Origin of the sequence: Pontibacter qinzhouensis, assembly GCF_008017455.1 — a bacterium.
GTDB classification, from domain to species: domain Bacteria; phylum Bacteroidota; class Bacteroidia; order Cytophagales; family Hymenobacteraceae; genus Pontibacter; species Pontibacter qinzhouensis.
Genome location: NZ_VRTY01000024.1, coordinates 37,493 through 53,261 on the forward strand (window position 1 = coordinate 37,493; position 15,769 = coordinate 53,261).

The following is a 15,769-nucleotide window of genomic DNA, read 5'->3' on the forward strand; positions in this document are numbered from 1 at the left end:
AGAGTTGCAACTATTCTGCAGATCTGCCTGTAGTGGTGGCGGGTACTCCCAGAACAGTGTATTCAGAAAATTTGGATGCATCTACAGGCTTGAATAACAGCTGTGCAAACATGTATAAGTCATTTTTCCAGACGTTAAAATCGTGGCCGCCTGGCTCTACATAAAAGATGTGCGGCACCTGGTTACTGGTAAGGTAATCGTGCGTGCGTGTACTTATTCTCATCAGGTTATCCTCTTTTCCGCACGAAACCCAAAGCAGTAGCAGCTTCTTTTTAGCTTCTGCCGGATCAGGAAGCAGTTCCTGGGGTGCTTTCGTATTGGGTGCAGAAGAAAACCCACCTACCCAGGCAAACTTATCCAGGTTTCCAAGGCCGAAATTCAACGACTGCCCTCCTCCCATCGATAAGCCTGCAATAGCACGACGCTTCTGATCTTTATAGACAGGATATTTCTGTTCGATAAATGGAATCAGATCATGGAGCAGATCCTTTTCAAAGGTGGCAAAGGCCTGTACTTTGGTACTGTCGAAGACGTTTCCTTCCGCTCTGTCATTTGGCATGGCCCGGCCATTTGGTAGCACCACAATCATGGGTTCTACTTTACCCTGCGCATACAGGTTATCCAGAATGATCTGAGGCTGACCATTCCGTAGCCACTCATACTCATCGCCGCCAATTCCGTGCAACAGGTATAACACAGGATATTTCTTTTTCTCTGAATAGCCGGGCGGGGTATACACCAATGCTTTCCGTTTTACGCCAACTGTTTTCGAATCGTAGGTCACCGTGTCAACTTTCCCATGCCTGATATTAGCCTGATGTTGATCAAAACCCTGTGGGGCCATTTTTTCAATAGATTGTGCCCAGGACAAAAATGTAGATAAGAATACATAGAAAACTGTAAATGCAAGTTTTTTCATAGCCTCAGTTGTAAGTTACTTGTTTAACTCCGTCTTTAAATCATTCTCCGTTATCATGACTTCTGTAGTTATAGTTTTGAGCACTTAATTACATCAAAACGGTCTTTCTAGGCCTGCTTTTATGCTGATGAAAAACATTAGCCTGAATCTTAATTTCACAGATACGATTTTAGTATCCATTTACGGTATATTAACTCCTATCCAATTAAATGTTAGCAATAAGATTCTCCTGTCCTGCTCGAAGCTTTTCTTATTGCCAACATTTTTTATCATAACTATTTATTTAGATCCATCCAGCGCATCAGCGAAGCCTGAGTAAGCAGGCTTGCGGTTCAGGCCCGATGTCCAGAGGCCGGTCGGGTCTGCGGTCGGGCTCCAGGCAGTAATTCCGTAGCGTTTACCTGCAGGAATAATCTCCATATATTTTTCTACCACATATTTATACATCTCTTTCTGAGCGGTATAGTGAGCTTCAGTGGCTGCGTTCGCAGCAACACCTAAAGCAACCTCAAATTCAGATATTCTAACGTGTTTACCGGTAGCAGCAAGTAATTCCAACATCTCTCTGATACCGTCTTTATTTGTGTCGATGCTGATGCGCATTTGTGTTCCTATGCCGTCCACTTTGGCACCCTGGCTTTCCAGGTACTCTACATACTTTATAAGCTCGCTGCACTTGTTCAGGTTGCTATGCAGGTTGTTGTCGCTTATAAAGAGCAAAGCATTTGCATCGCCGTGTTCCTTTGCCAGTTTAAAGGCTTGCACGCCATAGTCCCGCCCCATATACTCCTGCCAGTAAAATTCATCGGCAGCCAGATTAGCTTTACCTGCTCCTGTTCTTAGCTCAGCAGGATTTGCATCATCGAGCGGCTCTTTTACCACATTCCAGGCATTTACATAAGGCGATAAGTTTTTCACCATACCAGAAATCCAGTGCTCCATGTGGCCCGAAAGAATGGCCTTTTTCTCTTGAGGTGTTTTCTCAACCACTGTAGTTTCGCCACCGGTTGTTGCACCTTCCATGGTCAGCACAATTTTATCCAGATACACTGTGCCAGCAAACTCCCCGTAACTAATTACAAAGCGGCTTCTGGTTGCTGCGTTAATAGTTGTGGCAAGTTGCACATGCTTCCATTCGGTTGTTACATTTACCTGCCCAAAGCCGTTTGAGCTATAATCGGAGCTTTGCATTTCTGGCCTGATAACGCCTTCTGTCGTACCTTTTACCCAAAAACTCAGGTTATAGACTTTACCGTTCTGCAAAGGTCCTCCGGGCAACTCATAAAGTGTCTGAACTTCCCAGAAGCCACCGGTTTTTGTTGGGTTTGTTACCCAAAAGGCCTTTCCGCCCTGTACTCCCATGCCTGCTTCGGTAACGCCCCTTGTAGAGCCGTTACCCCAGCCTCCAAATCCTGCTCCTGTCTCAAAATCACCATCGGGCACCAGGTTGTTCACAATGCGTTCGCCTTGGGTGTCATAAACATAAAAGTTCTTGGCATCCAGTAAATAGGTCACGTCGGGGCTATAGCCTAAATCAAAATGGAGTTTTATCTTATCGCTTTGAAAATCACGGATTCTGAACTTGATTTCCTTCCAACCGGGGCCGGTGGCAAAAGTTGCCATTGCCCTGCCGGTATTCATCCAATCAACTTCAGGTGTATTGTTATTTAATCCTTCAAAAGCTATACGCCCCTCTCCAGGCTTATCAGACTTAATATAACAGATCACTTCATATTCTTTACCGGGCACAACCGTAATCTCCGGGCTCACCAGTTGCAGGTCCTGCGGTTGCGAAGCGCCGTTGCCAGAAACAAGTTTCACTGCTTTTCCTCCACCCATTCCTTCATTTTCAACTACAGAAACACCATTGGTAGCGGTCCACCCCTGAAGCGTTCCTGAAGCTAAGCCGGAAAGGTTTAAAGAATTTACATAGGCAGGCGATTCTACGATCAGCGGCGTAAGCAATCCCTTCAGGTAAGCAGCATTCTGGTTTAAATGCCAGGTAAGCGACTGGCCATAAACAGCGCCACCGCCAGCTTTAACGGTAGAAAGCAAAAGTTCTGCGTTGCCCAGGCTTAGACTTCCGTTTGATTGCACAATGGCTCCGTGGTTCAATTCAGTGCGTGGCGTAACTTCATCAAAATTTCTGTTGATAAGCCTGTACATAACCCCTTTTGCCATATAATCGGCTGACGCAATACCCGCTCCTAACTTAAATGCAGGATTAGCTTCTCTGTTGATATAGGTTTTCAGGTCAGCATACGCATCAATCTCTTCCTGTGCTTCGAAACTCAACGGTTTCTCCACATGATACTCGAGAGGCTCGTGCTCACAGGCAGTTGCCATTACCAGACCTGTAACGCAAAGCCAGATTTTATATAAATGTTTCATATCCTTCTAAATAACAGATCTAAATATTATTTGAGCACGGGAGAAAATGTCTCTATGGCAACCCCACGGTTCCTCATTACCAAAACATCGGTAGAGGTTATTTGCATTTGATCAAAATCAACTTTATAATCCAAGTAGAGAGCATCGCGATCGGTATTACCCCAACTGTTCTTTTCTCCTTTTTTCACGAACTTGCCGCTACCGGTAACGGTGTATGCAGTAGAAGCGGAAGAAACCGTGCAATTGCCCTGCTCATCAAATGTCAGAATTAGATTAACCTCGATATTTCTGCCTTCGCTGTCTTTGTAGATCACCGGATACGCTATCTGGCTCAGCGACTGTGTGGTTAGCTTAACCACTTCATCGTTCTCCACATATTGCTGTTCCCGTACAATGGTTTGGTTAAGCGCAGTATTTCCGTTTTTGCCTGCAACAACATCCTTACCCCTACGCAGGTAAAATCCATGCCATGGGTTAATATACTTTACCGCATACAACACGAAATCTTTGGGAGCCACACCCCAATCACCTGCCACCACTCTGTTTGGGTTCACGACCAATGGTGTACCAGATAAAATAGAATCTGCATTCTCCACGCTGGTCATGCGCATCGGGATAACATAGGTGTTCTTTAAGGCCAGCGGGTCCGCAAAAAACGCAGGAGTAAGCTCTACTTCAACACCACCTATCAATTTGCCCCGCGGAATCACAATCTTGTCTGATACCAACTTGTAGTAGTTTCCGGGCATAGCCTGTATTCCAGTGCCATTTGGATTAAACAACAGATTATTACTAAGGCTGTTATCTACTGTTACACCAACCGTAATATCTTTTTTATTGTCATATACCCCCCCTGTAGTGGCCATAATCTGAAATTTGTACTGGTTATCAAGTGAAGTGTCAAACACATCTTCACCCAGTGTTATGGTTCTTACAGGATACTGATAGGCGAAATAGGTAGTCTGGTATTCATAATCCGGGTACACCCATTCCTGATTGTCGCATGAAGTCAGGATGGCAAGTAAGACTACAAGCTTAAAACATATATTTTTCATCTTTTATATATTTCGTTATATAACTGTTTAGGTAGAAGTAACAGGCTTTATAAACCCTTACCATCCGTTATTTTGTGATAAAGCATTAAACTTTAATATCTCGCTGTATGGAACAGGACCATGCATCATAAATTCATTGAAAATCCTGTCCTCCACATGAATTGTCTGATGATTTCCAGCTACAATCTCAACACCTCGGGCCGGCTCGTTTATAGTTGACTTCCACCGACGTAGATCCCAGAAACGGAAACCTTCAAAGCTCAACTCTAAACGACGCTCATTCTTAATTAACTCGCGCATGGCATTTTGATCAGACCTGATCGACTCCAGGTAATTGTCTGGCTGGGTAATGCCGGCGCGTCTTCTGATATTGGAGATCACATCGTAGGCAGAGAACCCGAAAGCGCCGGTTCCCGAAGGCCCCCAGGCTTCATTTGCAGCTTCGGCATAGGCAAGGTATAGTTCCGTATACCGGATACGGGGCTGATAGCGAGGCTGGGTGTTGGTCGACTGTGGGTTAAGGTTAACATCCTGACGGAGCAGTTTCTTTAAATAGTACCCTGTGCGTGTAGAGGTCTCCACCCTTCTGAAGGCATCATTGGTAGTACCATCTGCTGCCGTTACCACTGTAGTATTGTTAACGCCGGCTGTGCCTCCGTTTACCAGGATATACCGTGATAAACGTGGGTCGCGGTTGGCATAAGGTGCCGCAGGGTTAAAATTGCTTGAGGCATGTGTGATCGGGAAGCCGTTGCTCATCGGAAATGCGTCTACCAGATTCTGCGTAGGATTTAACCGGCCACTGCCGAAAAGAGTGGGAGGAAAATGCTGTTGCTCCAGCGTATTACTTTGGCCAAGGTCGGTCCTCCACAGAATCTCCCGCGGATTAGCACCCGATGCCAGCGCTGCAATCTCTGCTGTTTCGGCATACCAGGTTCCACCCTTAGGGTCCAGCCCGTTTATACCTCCATTCAGCTGCAACACTTCGCCGGCATATCTGGCAGCAACCTCCCAGGTAGTGGTGTTGCCGGTGCTATAGGCAGGGCTAGCGGCCAGCAGGGCAGCCTGAGCTTTAATACCCTTTGCAATACGGGCTGTCATACGCTGCCGGGCAAATTCACCAAACACACGATCGTACCTGTCTATAACATCTACCTCGTTACCAATACGATATTTTTCAGGAACCTGAGAGATGCTGGTTATCCTGGTATAATCTAAAGGAAGGAGTTCCTCGGCTTGCTTCAGATCGCTGTAAATCTGCTGCATACAAGCCTCGAATGTATCGCGTGGTTTATTGAAATCAGAATCCTTGTCCTCAGGCTCCAGTACGATAGGAACCCCAAGCAACGTACCGCCACTCCATCCGGCATGGTTCTGCAGTAAATGATACATAAAAAGTGCCCGAAGTCCGTATGCTTCACCTTTCATCCGGTCTCTAAACAACATACTTACATTCGGATCGTTGGCCCACTGCACCTTATCAACCTCCCTCAGCATGATGTTGAGGTACTGAATGGCTGCTTTAGCGTTTGTCCACTGGTTAAACGGGTCCATGTTTGCTGCCCACTGCCCGGTAGCTGCTCTTAAGTAATTATTGTTAACATCGTTACTTACCGCATCATCAGTTGCCACATCATTAAAGGAGTATCCGTTAGTCGGGATACGGGCGTATCCGTTCAGCAGGATTCCCTGCGCAAAAATAGGTTCTCCATGCATGGCATCAATCTCCCGTATGTTCTGGTTGGCAGGTTCGAACATATCCTCACAGCTACTAAAGGTAAAGGCTAGTGCTAAAAAGAATAATAATTTCCTTTTCATATCTTTCAAATTTTAAATTCTTATTAGAATGATGCTTTCACACCTACATTATAGAAGCGGGTTTGAGGAGCATTGCCTACATTCATCTCCATTAATTCACGCTCTTTAGAGACTGTGAGTAAATTGAAGCCACTGGCATATACACCCAATTCACGAATAAATGAGTTGCCTAATACGCTTTGAGGCAAGTCATATGAAATCTGCACTTTAGGCAGATCAAATCTGTTGCTCTTATAAAGCCAGAAGTCTGAATTTCGGAAATTGTTGTTTCTGCCTAATGTGGTCAGTCGCGGATAGGTGGCGGTAGCTTTTGTTTCCTCTGTCCAGCGCTCACGTGCTACCTCTGAATATTTGTCTTCGCCAGCCATCCAGAAATAAGAGTTGTTTTTCATGGCGTGAGCACCGTAGCGGCCAAGTCCTAAGGCAAAAAAGGTAAAGTTTTTCCATTTAGCTGTCAGGTTCAGGCCCAAGGTAAGAGGAGCGCCGTACCAACCGCCCCGTCCCAGGAAAACTTCATCCTGCGCATTAATAAGGCCATCGCCATTCTGATCTTTGTATTTAAGATCACCTGGTCTTACCTGACCAAAAGTCTGTGTTGGGGAGTTGGCTATGTCTTCATCATCCATAAAGAACCCTTCGCTTTGTAATCCCCAGATGGCATCCAGCGGTTTGCCCTGTCTGTTCTGATAGTCATCTTCGTACAGCTCGGCCCGCCTGGTGGCTTTGGTTTTATAGTAACTTCCTACAAACCCTACCGTCCAGGCTACTCCTCCGAGTTGCTTGTTCAGGTTCATGTTGAAATCGAAACCTACCCTGCGGTCGTTGTTATAGTTAACATAGGGAATAAAGGAAGAATTAGGCCAGCCTGTAGTGAAGTAACTCGGGTATAAAGCAGATGCCTGTACCACATTTCCGGTCATTTCGTTGGCGAAAAATGTCCCTTCCATGGTTAGCAAACCCCTGAACAAAGACGCTTCGGCCCCTACATTCACTTCGTCTCTCCTGGCAAATGTTAAGTCGGGGTTAGATCCTCGTCTTGAGTCGGTGGTCCTGTTAAGGGAACCGTCTCTCCAGCTATACCATGCGCCGTCAGTCTGCGTGTAGGCATCTGTGTAGAGGTAATAGTCTGAAATATTCAGGTCGGTATGTAACCTGCCCGCTGACACAAACAGTTTCAGATTATCTACCACAGAGGAACCTCGCAGAAAATCCTCTTCGCTGATGCGCCAGCCCAAAGAGACAGTAGGTGAAAAGGCCTGGCGGTTAGCCTCCGGTAGCCTGGCAGAGTGAACAACCGCACCGTTAAAATCGGCATAGTACCTGTTTCTGAAATTGTAACCCAGGTGAAGCCCCAGGTTGGCATTACTTGTTTTGTGATACTCTCCTGAAGTGGCCTGTTGGAACCCGTTGGCAACCAGCATGGCTGAAATGTTGTGGTTGTCGTTTACCGTGTTCAGGTAATTAAGCTGCCCCGTTAAAGCTAATGTCTGCCTGTAGGCGCTACCAGATATATTCTGGTTGCCAGACCTGGCATCTACGCCATATTGGGTTAAACTACTAATCTGGTCGTATCCGGCATAGTTATTCCAGCTCGCCTGAAATACGGCATAATTGTTATCAAAAGACTGGTTATAGGAGGTGGCGTAATCTACTCCGAAGGTGGATTCAAAACTTAAGCCTTTTACAAAATTGTTTAAATCTGCACCAACTGCTGTATTAAACTGAAACTGGCGGCTGGTGTACTGGTTGCTGCCACCGGCATAAATGGCTGCAAACGGGTTTGTCTGGTCTAATTGTGTACCACCTAAAACATATTTGCCATCTACTATATTTCTGGTATTGTTTACCATCTGCCACGAAGCTTCATCGTTTTCTTCGATCATGCTGAGAGGAATAAGCGGAGAAAATCTGTAAGGACGAAGTGTAGACGCACTTTGCCAGTAATTTGTATTCACTCCCCGTCCATTATAATAAATAGCAGAAGCATCTACTTTAGCATAAATAAAATCAGTTATATCCACATCAACATTTCCGCGAACATTAAAACGATCCGAATTATTATTGTCAACTGCTTCGCCGAAGTTCAGTAAAGAGCCTGCTGTATTGAACCCGACATTTGTATAGTAGCGGGCTTGTTTGTTACCTCCGCTTATCTCCACCGTACCGTCGTATCGGTTATAGGACTTTTTCAGGTACTCCGATGAGAAATAATCTACATCAGGGTATCGGTAAGGATTTACACCGGAAGCATGATTATAAATGGTGTTCTCTGTGTATAGTTCACTTAACCCGTCGTTTCGGCGAGCCTCATTATACAGGGTCATATACTCAGCTGAACCAAGGTACCTGGGGTAGCTTTTTGGCACATGCACGCCACTGTTTACCCTGGCCCTGATCTGAAGCTCTTTTGCCTCGCCTCTTTTTGTAGTAATGTATACTACACCTTTGGCACCACGACTACCGTAAAGAGCAACCGCTGACACACCTTTCAGAAAAGTAATCTGTTCGATTTCGGTGGGCATGACACTTCCCGGATCACGAGGCACTCCGTCTACTAATACTAAATAACTATCCATACCCCAGATATTGCCATGGAAGCCATTAACCATACCTTCCATATTCTCCAGACTTGAGATCGTATAGTTTTTTTCCAGCATTTCAGCCACGTTAATAACTGAAATGTCTCCCTGCAGATCTTTTCTGGCGACTTGGCGATGGGCAACCTGCACCGGCCTGGAATTCTGGTCCAGGTCCATAGTAATTTCGCCTAGTTCTGAAGTGGCAACAACAGAGGTTGATTTGTACCCGGAGGCGCCCACTGTCAGGATAGTATTTGGCAATGTGCTAATGGTAAACGCGCCTAAAGAATCTGTAACTACTGCAATATTATTTTCCAGTTCATTTTTAACCACAACCCCACGAAGCGGCTTTCCACTGGCGTCACGAACGGTTGCCTTAACATTAATCTTATCAGAGGTTTGGGCATGCAGCATCACTGGCAATACTGTGATGAGAGCACCTAGTACCACTTTTTTATATAAGTATTTCATATGTTCAGTTTTAAACTTTTTAAATGCATACTATCACTGGGTTTACCAACCCGGATTCTGACCGAATTCCGGATACATGTTTACCTCATTGTTCTTTAGTGGCAACCAGTAGTGTTTTTCACTGAACTTGCGTTCCAATATGACCGTCTCTCTTAAGTTGGCTACCTTGTTCTGTTTAGGGTCCTGGGTATTAAACTCACCTACCCGGTCAAACTCAACCGACTTTTTAAGAGTGTAAGGGCTGTCTATTAACAATAACCAGCGGCGAAGGTCATTAAAGCGGTGCCCTTCAAAAGAGAGTTCCACTGCGCGTTCGCGTCTTAATTCAGCCATAAATGCATCTGCTGAACCCAGAAACTTGCCAGCTACCTGACCTACGCCGGCCCTGTCGCGAAGCACATTAACCGCCTCAACTGCATTCTTACTGTAGCCAGGAGTTTTGCCGGTTGGGGAGCCATATGCCTGCACAGCAGCTTCTGCATACATAAGGTAGATATCTGCTAAGCGCATGTAGGGAATTTTAATATGCAGGTTATTGCCGTAATCAAAACCACCATCGTACCTGTTAGCCGTTATGGGAATAAATTTGTACAGCAGGTATCCGGTACGGCTGCCAGTAGCTACATTCCTGTAATTTCCGCCGGTGTAGAGGTTCGCATATCGGATAGAAGCATCTGTACCTGCAGGTAAGCTTCCCTGAACTGTTTTTATACCATCGTACACAATGTCATGGTAAAACCGTGGGTCCCGGCCACGCCAAGGATATTCAGGATCGTAACCAGATTCCGGATCAGCCTTTGTTATATCCTCGATAGGCAACCCGTTTGCCATGCCATAATAGTTTACATAATTAGATGTTGGCAGGAAACTAATTGTTTCATCGGTTAATAGCGGTGAGGGCTGATACTGCTTACTTGTATTCCAGTTCGATCCGTTTGCACCCCACGTTGGCGCCCGGAAAATGGCTTCCGTGCCTCCAGGCATCCGCCAGTTCTGCCCTGTGGTATAAAAGTTACTCGAATACTGGGCAAAAGGGACTAATGCGTAAGGAGTTTGTCCGCTCTCAACCAATGTTAGTAACTCACCGAATGCCTCTGCAGCTTTCTTGCTGAACTCCTGGTCATAGGTCTTGTTTCCTTTCGATACATGATTCATCAGGGGGCTTGCCGCCCAGAGATAATTCTTCCCTAAATAACCCAGTGCCATAATCTTATTGATGCGTAGGTCATTCTTGCCGAGTGTCCTTCTGCCTGCAGTGGTATTGTCCCAGTTAGTAGGCAGTAACTCTGCAGCTTCTTTAAAATCCTTAGCCGCTCTTTCTGCGCATTCCTGATAACTAAGCCGGGCCAGTCTTAAAGGCTGATCGGAAGGGAGTACATAATCTATGTAAGGTAGCCCTCCAAAATACTGCATGAACTGAAAATGGAACCAGGCCCTGAAGAATAGCAGCTGTCCTTTAATAAGCTTTTTCTCTTCTTCGGTGGCATCTGTCATTTTATCGAGGTTCTCGAGGCCAATATTGGCTTTGCGTATGCCATACCAGCCGAGCGGCCACAGTCTTCTATGCATCCGGTCATTTGATGTTGTAGTGGCATTTCCGCCACCATCCATCCATCCGGCGCCCCAGCCATCGTGCTGCCGCTGCCATCCCCAAAAATCTCCGTTCTCTATTTTAACTATAAAATGGAAAGTCTGGGAGGTAGACTGAATTTCGTCGTCTCCCCAGTTCCAGGAGTTGGTCCAGTAGGCATTGGTAAAGTCAGGAACGCAGTGGTAAAGCTCTTCCGTAAAACCCTGAAAATTAACAAAGTTCCGAAAGGCATCGTCTTGAGACACAACAGAATCAGGTGTTCTTTCCAGGTAATCTTCGCAAGAGGCAAATAAGATTAAACTCAGAGCAAAACTTCCTCTTACAATATATTTCAAAAACTTCTTCATGATAGTTTAATTTAGAAAGTAATGTTAGCGCCCAGGTTGTACCTTTTAACAGTTGGGTAAGCTCCCTGAGAAGCCCATCCTGTTCCTGCAAAATTAGATTCTCTATCGTCAGGCATCTTTGTCCATAAGAGCAGGTTATTGCCGTTCAGGAAAATCCTCATATTGCTCACTCCTAAGCTTTTTACAAATTTGGATTCCAGGGTATAGGCGAGCTCCAGGTTTTTCAGACGGATATAGGACCCATCGAACATATATTGATTTCCTCTGTAATAACTGGCTGGCGTAGAGATCCAGCGTGGCAGCGGGGTATCGGCATTCATATTGTCTTTAGACCAGTAGCTACCTTCGTCGTACACCACGTTATTCTGGGATCCGAAGCTACCGAATACCACCTGCCGCGTTACGTTATTTACACCGTAGAACTGGACAAAGCCACTAAAGCCTTTCCACTCAAAGCCTAGTGTAGTGTTATAAGTGTTTTCGGGGTTTCCGGAAAATCCATAGGGAATATTGTCTTGTGCGTCAATCACACCGTTACCATCAAAGTCTATGATATGGTAATTCCCAGGTATCTTCTGACCATCGTTCTGGTTATGGATAGTACTTGCGTACAGCTCATCCCAGGTATTATAATAACTGTGGTTTACATGAGAAAAAGCCTGCCCAATTCGTTTTTCTTCTCTTTTCTGATAGTCGGGAAGCAATTGCGGGTCGTCAGCATAAATCACTTTGTTTCTGGCATGCGTCATGTTTATGTTAGACCACAGGCGCAATCCATTTCCGAACCTATAATTCAGGTTTAATTCATACTCAAAACCCTGGTTTTGTACTTCCCCAAGGTTGGCTGTCGGGGCTTGTGTACCGTAGTAAGACGGTATGGCGCGGCTGCCACCAGGTAATAAAATCTCCTTGCGCCTGTCGTTGAAGTAATCTACGCTACCCTTTACAAAGCCTTTTAAAAACTCAAATTCTATCCCTACGTTTCCTTTTGTCACCGTTTCCCAATGAACATCCGGGTTTCCTACATCGGTTTCTCTATACCAGGTATAGGGGCTTAGTTCTCCGCCCTCCCCAATTACACCCAACTGAGCGCGTCCTGCATAAGCCCAGTTCGTCATAAAGAGCCATCGCCCCTGCACATTGTCATCCCCGATCTGCCCGTAGTTGGCCCTGATTTTCAGGTAGTCCAGGAAGGAGATGTCTTTCATGAAATTCTCATTGGAGATCATCCAGCCGATGCCACCTGATTGGAAGAAGGCAAAACGGTTCTCTTTGCTGAATTTCTCCGAGCCTGTGTAGGCCCCGTTGTACTCAAACATATACCTGCCGTCGTAATTGTAGGTAGCACGATACACCCAGTCCTCCCGAACACGTGGAACTTCGCTACCGGTAGCATATTCGTTGCGGTTAACCAGGCCCATGGATGTGATGTTGTGTTTCTGCCCGATTGTAGTGGCATAACTAAGCTGAGCCTGGTAGAAAAGCCTGCGTTGTGAGTATCTGTTATCAACAGCGCCGGCAGTAGTGGTCCAGGCTACCGGCTCCTGAAAATCAAACCTATTATTGGTGTCAAAAGCTTCCCTGTAATACACCTGGCCTGTGGCAGGATCGATCCACTTTTGCTGGGTAGCATTGTTAGCGTCGTTAATTCCTCGGTTGGCTTCTACAAATGTATTATCGAAGGCAAGAGTACCGGCAAGCTTGAGGCCTTTAGTAATAACATCCAGGTTCTGCTCCAGGGTAAAATCTGTATTAAGGCGTGCCGTTGTGGTAATTCTGGTTCCAGTGGTAGCCATTACCCGCATAGAGTTTTCTGCTCTACTGGCAATAGGCGCATAATAACCCCAGGAACCATCTGAATATCTTGGATAAAATACGTCGGGCGCATTGTTGTAGGCAGCAATCCATGCATTATATTCATTCACCTCTATTCTTGGCCTTTGCTGCACTCCGTAAGAACCGGAAAGATTACTTTTTAAAACAGTGGTGGGCGTTAACCGGAAGTCCAGGTTGCTCCTAACGTTCATGCGATTAAAGCCATAACCACCCTGATACCCTCTGTTATTGTCGTTAACTTTAAAAAGGTCGTTTTCCTGCAGATAGTCTAAACTGGTGAAGTACTTTACGAGTTTGGTTCCTCCGCTTACATTGAGGCTGGCATTATAAGACATGGCGTAGTCCTTAAACAACTCATTTTGCCAGTCTATATTCGGATATCGCTCCAGTTCTTCGGCATTGGCCGGGTTCCGGTATTTTTCGATTACTGCCTGTGGCACATAGTTTGCCCAGGATTCCGGCCTCAAAGATAGCTCGTTCTCTATTACCCTATTTCGGACCTGGTACGTGTCATACGCATCGGCCTTACCTGGCAATCTGGAAGGTGACTTTAAAGTGCTTTGCACCCTGGCCCTGATCAGGGCTTTGCCTTCGCTACCTCTTTTGGTGGTGATCAGGATTACGCCATTGGCTCCTCTTACCCCATATACAGCAGTAGCCGAGGCATCTTTGAGCACAGACACAGACTCAACCGAACTGATGTCTACACTATTCATCGGGCGTTCAATGCCATCCACCAGAATGAGCGGCGATGCGTTATTCCAGGTGCTGCTACCACGAATCAGAATCTGGGGATCTTCCTCACCAGGCATGCCGCTACTCGCCATGGTAACCACACCCGGCACGTTGCCTGTTAAGGCTGCTCCAATACTTTGTACCCCACCGGCCCGTTCCAGAACCTCCCCTTTAGTTTGAGATATAGCGGCAATAACGCTTTCTTTCTTCTGTTCGCCGTACCCAACTACTACAACTTCACTCAACGTTCTGGAGTCAGCCATCAGAGTTACGTTAATCACACGCTGAGTTCCAACAACTACTTCTTGTGTTATATAACCAATATAACTAAAGGCCAGTATCGATTCCGAGGACGGCACCTCTAATGTAAAGTTACCATCTATATCAGTAGCCGTCCCCGCACTAGCTCCTTTTACATACACACTTACACCAGGAACACCCTGCTTTTCATCATTTAATATTACTTTGCCTGTAACTGTCCTGCTTTGTTGTGGAGTGGTCTGTTCATTGGCTGCTACCACCAATTCATCAGCAAACAGGTAAACATGATCATTGCTGTTTAGTCGGAAAGTGCTTTCAGATGCCCATGATACTCCAACTAAAAAACATTGAACAGAAACCCCAATAAAGGCATATTTGACCATATGCAGGTTTTGTCGTAGTAATTTTTTCATATAATCATTTTTTATTTTAACTACTTGAATGGTCCTTTTAATTAACAAACACCACTAACTGAAAATCAATTAGTTAACCAACAAAATCATCTAAGGCAGCACTAATACGTTATTCCCGATTTATTCTAACTAGTATCGATTCCCATGTTCACGGTAATTTGGTTTGATGGAATTTTTACTTCATTTCACCTTTTCTAAAAGTTGCTTTGTGACGTACATCGCTATATCGTCGCTGGCAAAGCCGAAGGAGCCACTCTGTTCTAAGCCATATATTAACTTTTACCTTTTAGCACACGGTGTCTTTATTTTAAGCGCCTTTAGCTCAACACACCCGTTGTTATATACTATTCTGGCTGTTTAAGCTAAAATCAGACTTGTTTCAAAAAGCTAGTTAAAACAACATATAATCCTATTCATTTTTCATGGACGTTATGTAAGCAAGTATCTCCGTTAAGTATTTAATTCTTAATTGAAGAATAGGTCCTGACTGGTAATCGTATCCAGTTGTTTACTCTATATATTGAGCCTGTCTTGCACTGGATTTAATCCGGCCTACTTAGCCTTGCAGCAAAGGTTTAAATTGGCTGTAACCAACCTTTACATCTGATCATCCCGCTTTCAAATCAACTAAAATTGCCTGCTGAAAAAATTATTTAATGAGCCTGTATCTATCTTCTCTATTCAGAAAGCCTCCTGTTTAAGACTGCTTGTAGCGGCTAACACTTCTTTTTATGGCTACACACGCGAGCTATTGCTTGGCATGGCGAATAAGCCATTATTCTTATAATAAAACACTTAACACCTTAATGACTTAACAAACATTAGTTTCTTTATCCAGAAGCAAATATATTCTATCAAAGGAAACGGCGAACAAATTCATGTTACACACCTTTCGTGTTATGTTACATCCACAAAAAACAATGTTACACATGTTTGTTCCACTGTAACATTATGCCCGAATTATACTGGAAAGACAGTTTTTACACCTAAAGAATATCGATTTAGAAATAAGATGGGCTAAACAAACTGGTAACAAATGTATTACTCTGTAGAGGGCGTGTAATAGCCTGTAAGAACATTTCAGCCTATGTACACTTATGTAACACAGGGGCTGGCATGATAAATTATTCTAATGAAAACGTACCTCCTGAAGTTCTCCTGCTCCTGATGCAGCCATGACACAAACTGCTGAGGTTATAAAGGCTCAACAAGTGGCTATGCTAAAGCTTCTGCTGTTGCCTCTCGCTACCAAGATCCTTTCAGGAGGACAAAACCGGGTGGCGGAAATAGAAACAATTCCTTCCTGGCGCTGCATAAAGCTTACAATGTGTGTTTGTGTACAGCAGCAGTAGT

The 15,769-nt window shown here is 45.0% G+C and carries 7 protein-coding genes; all 7 read right to left on the bottom strand.

Annotated elements, in window-relative coordinates; genetic code table 11:
- Positions 1-10: 10 nt before the first annotated feature.
- The 7 genes from FVR03_RS08215 to FVR03_RS08245 all read right to left on the bottom strand — a co-directional run bounded on the left by FVR03_RS08215 (position 11) and on the right by FVR03_RS08245 (position 14,416).
- Complete coding sequence (locus FVR03_RS08215; protein WP_147921262.1) at positions 11-919, bottom strand: alpha/beta hydrolase; 909 nt, start codon at positions 917-919, stop codon at positions 11-13.
- Between the two features lie 279 nt (positions 920-1,198).
- Positions 1,199-3,310: an endo-1,4-beta-xylanase gene (locus FVR03_RS08220; protein ID WP_147921263.1), complete on the bottom strand. Its 2,112-nt coding sequence runs from the start codon at positions 3,308-3,310 to the stop codon at positions 1,199-1,201.
- A gap of 26 nt (positions 3,311-3,336) precedes the next feature.
- Entirely contained in the window at positions 3,337-4,365 is a 1,029-nt protein-coding gene (locus FVR03_RS08225) for a DUF5627 domain-containing protein (protein WP_147921264.1), read from the bottom strand.
- Between the two features lie 57 nt (positions 4,366-4,422).
- Positions 4,423-6,183 (bottom strand): RagB/SusD family nutrient uptake outer membrane protein, encoded by a 1,761-nt coding sequence (locus FVR03_RS08230; RefSeq protein WP_147921265.1) that lies wholly within the window; start codon positions 6,181-6,183, stop codon positions 4,423-4,425.
- Between the two features lie 23 nt (positions 6,184-6,206).
- On the bottom strand, positions 6,207-9,233 hold the full coding sequence (locus tag FVR03_RS08235; RefSeq protein WP_147921266.1) for a SusC/RagA family TonB-linked outer membrane protein: 3,027 nt from the start codon (positions 9,231-9,233) through the stop codon (positions 6,207-6,209).
- 42 nt (positions 9,234-9,275) lie between these two features.
- Complete coding sequence (locus FVR03_RS08240) at positions 9,276-11,171, bottom strand: RagB/SusD family nutrient uptake outer membrane protein (RefSeq protein WP_147921267.1); 1,896 nt, start codon at positions 11,169-11,171, stop codon at positions 9,276-9,278.
- A gap of 11 nt (positions 11,172-11,182) precedes the next feature.
- Positions 11,183-14,416 carry a SusC/RagA family TonB-linked outer membrane protein gene (locus FVR03_RS08245; protein ID WP_255474128.1) on the bottom strand — a complete coding sequence of 1,078 codons (3,234 nt, stop codon included), beginning with the start codon at positions 14,414-14,416 and terminating at the stop codon, positions 11,183-11,185.
- Positions 14,417-15,769 lie beyond the last annotated feature (1,353 nt).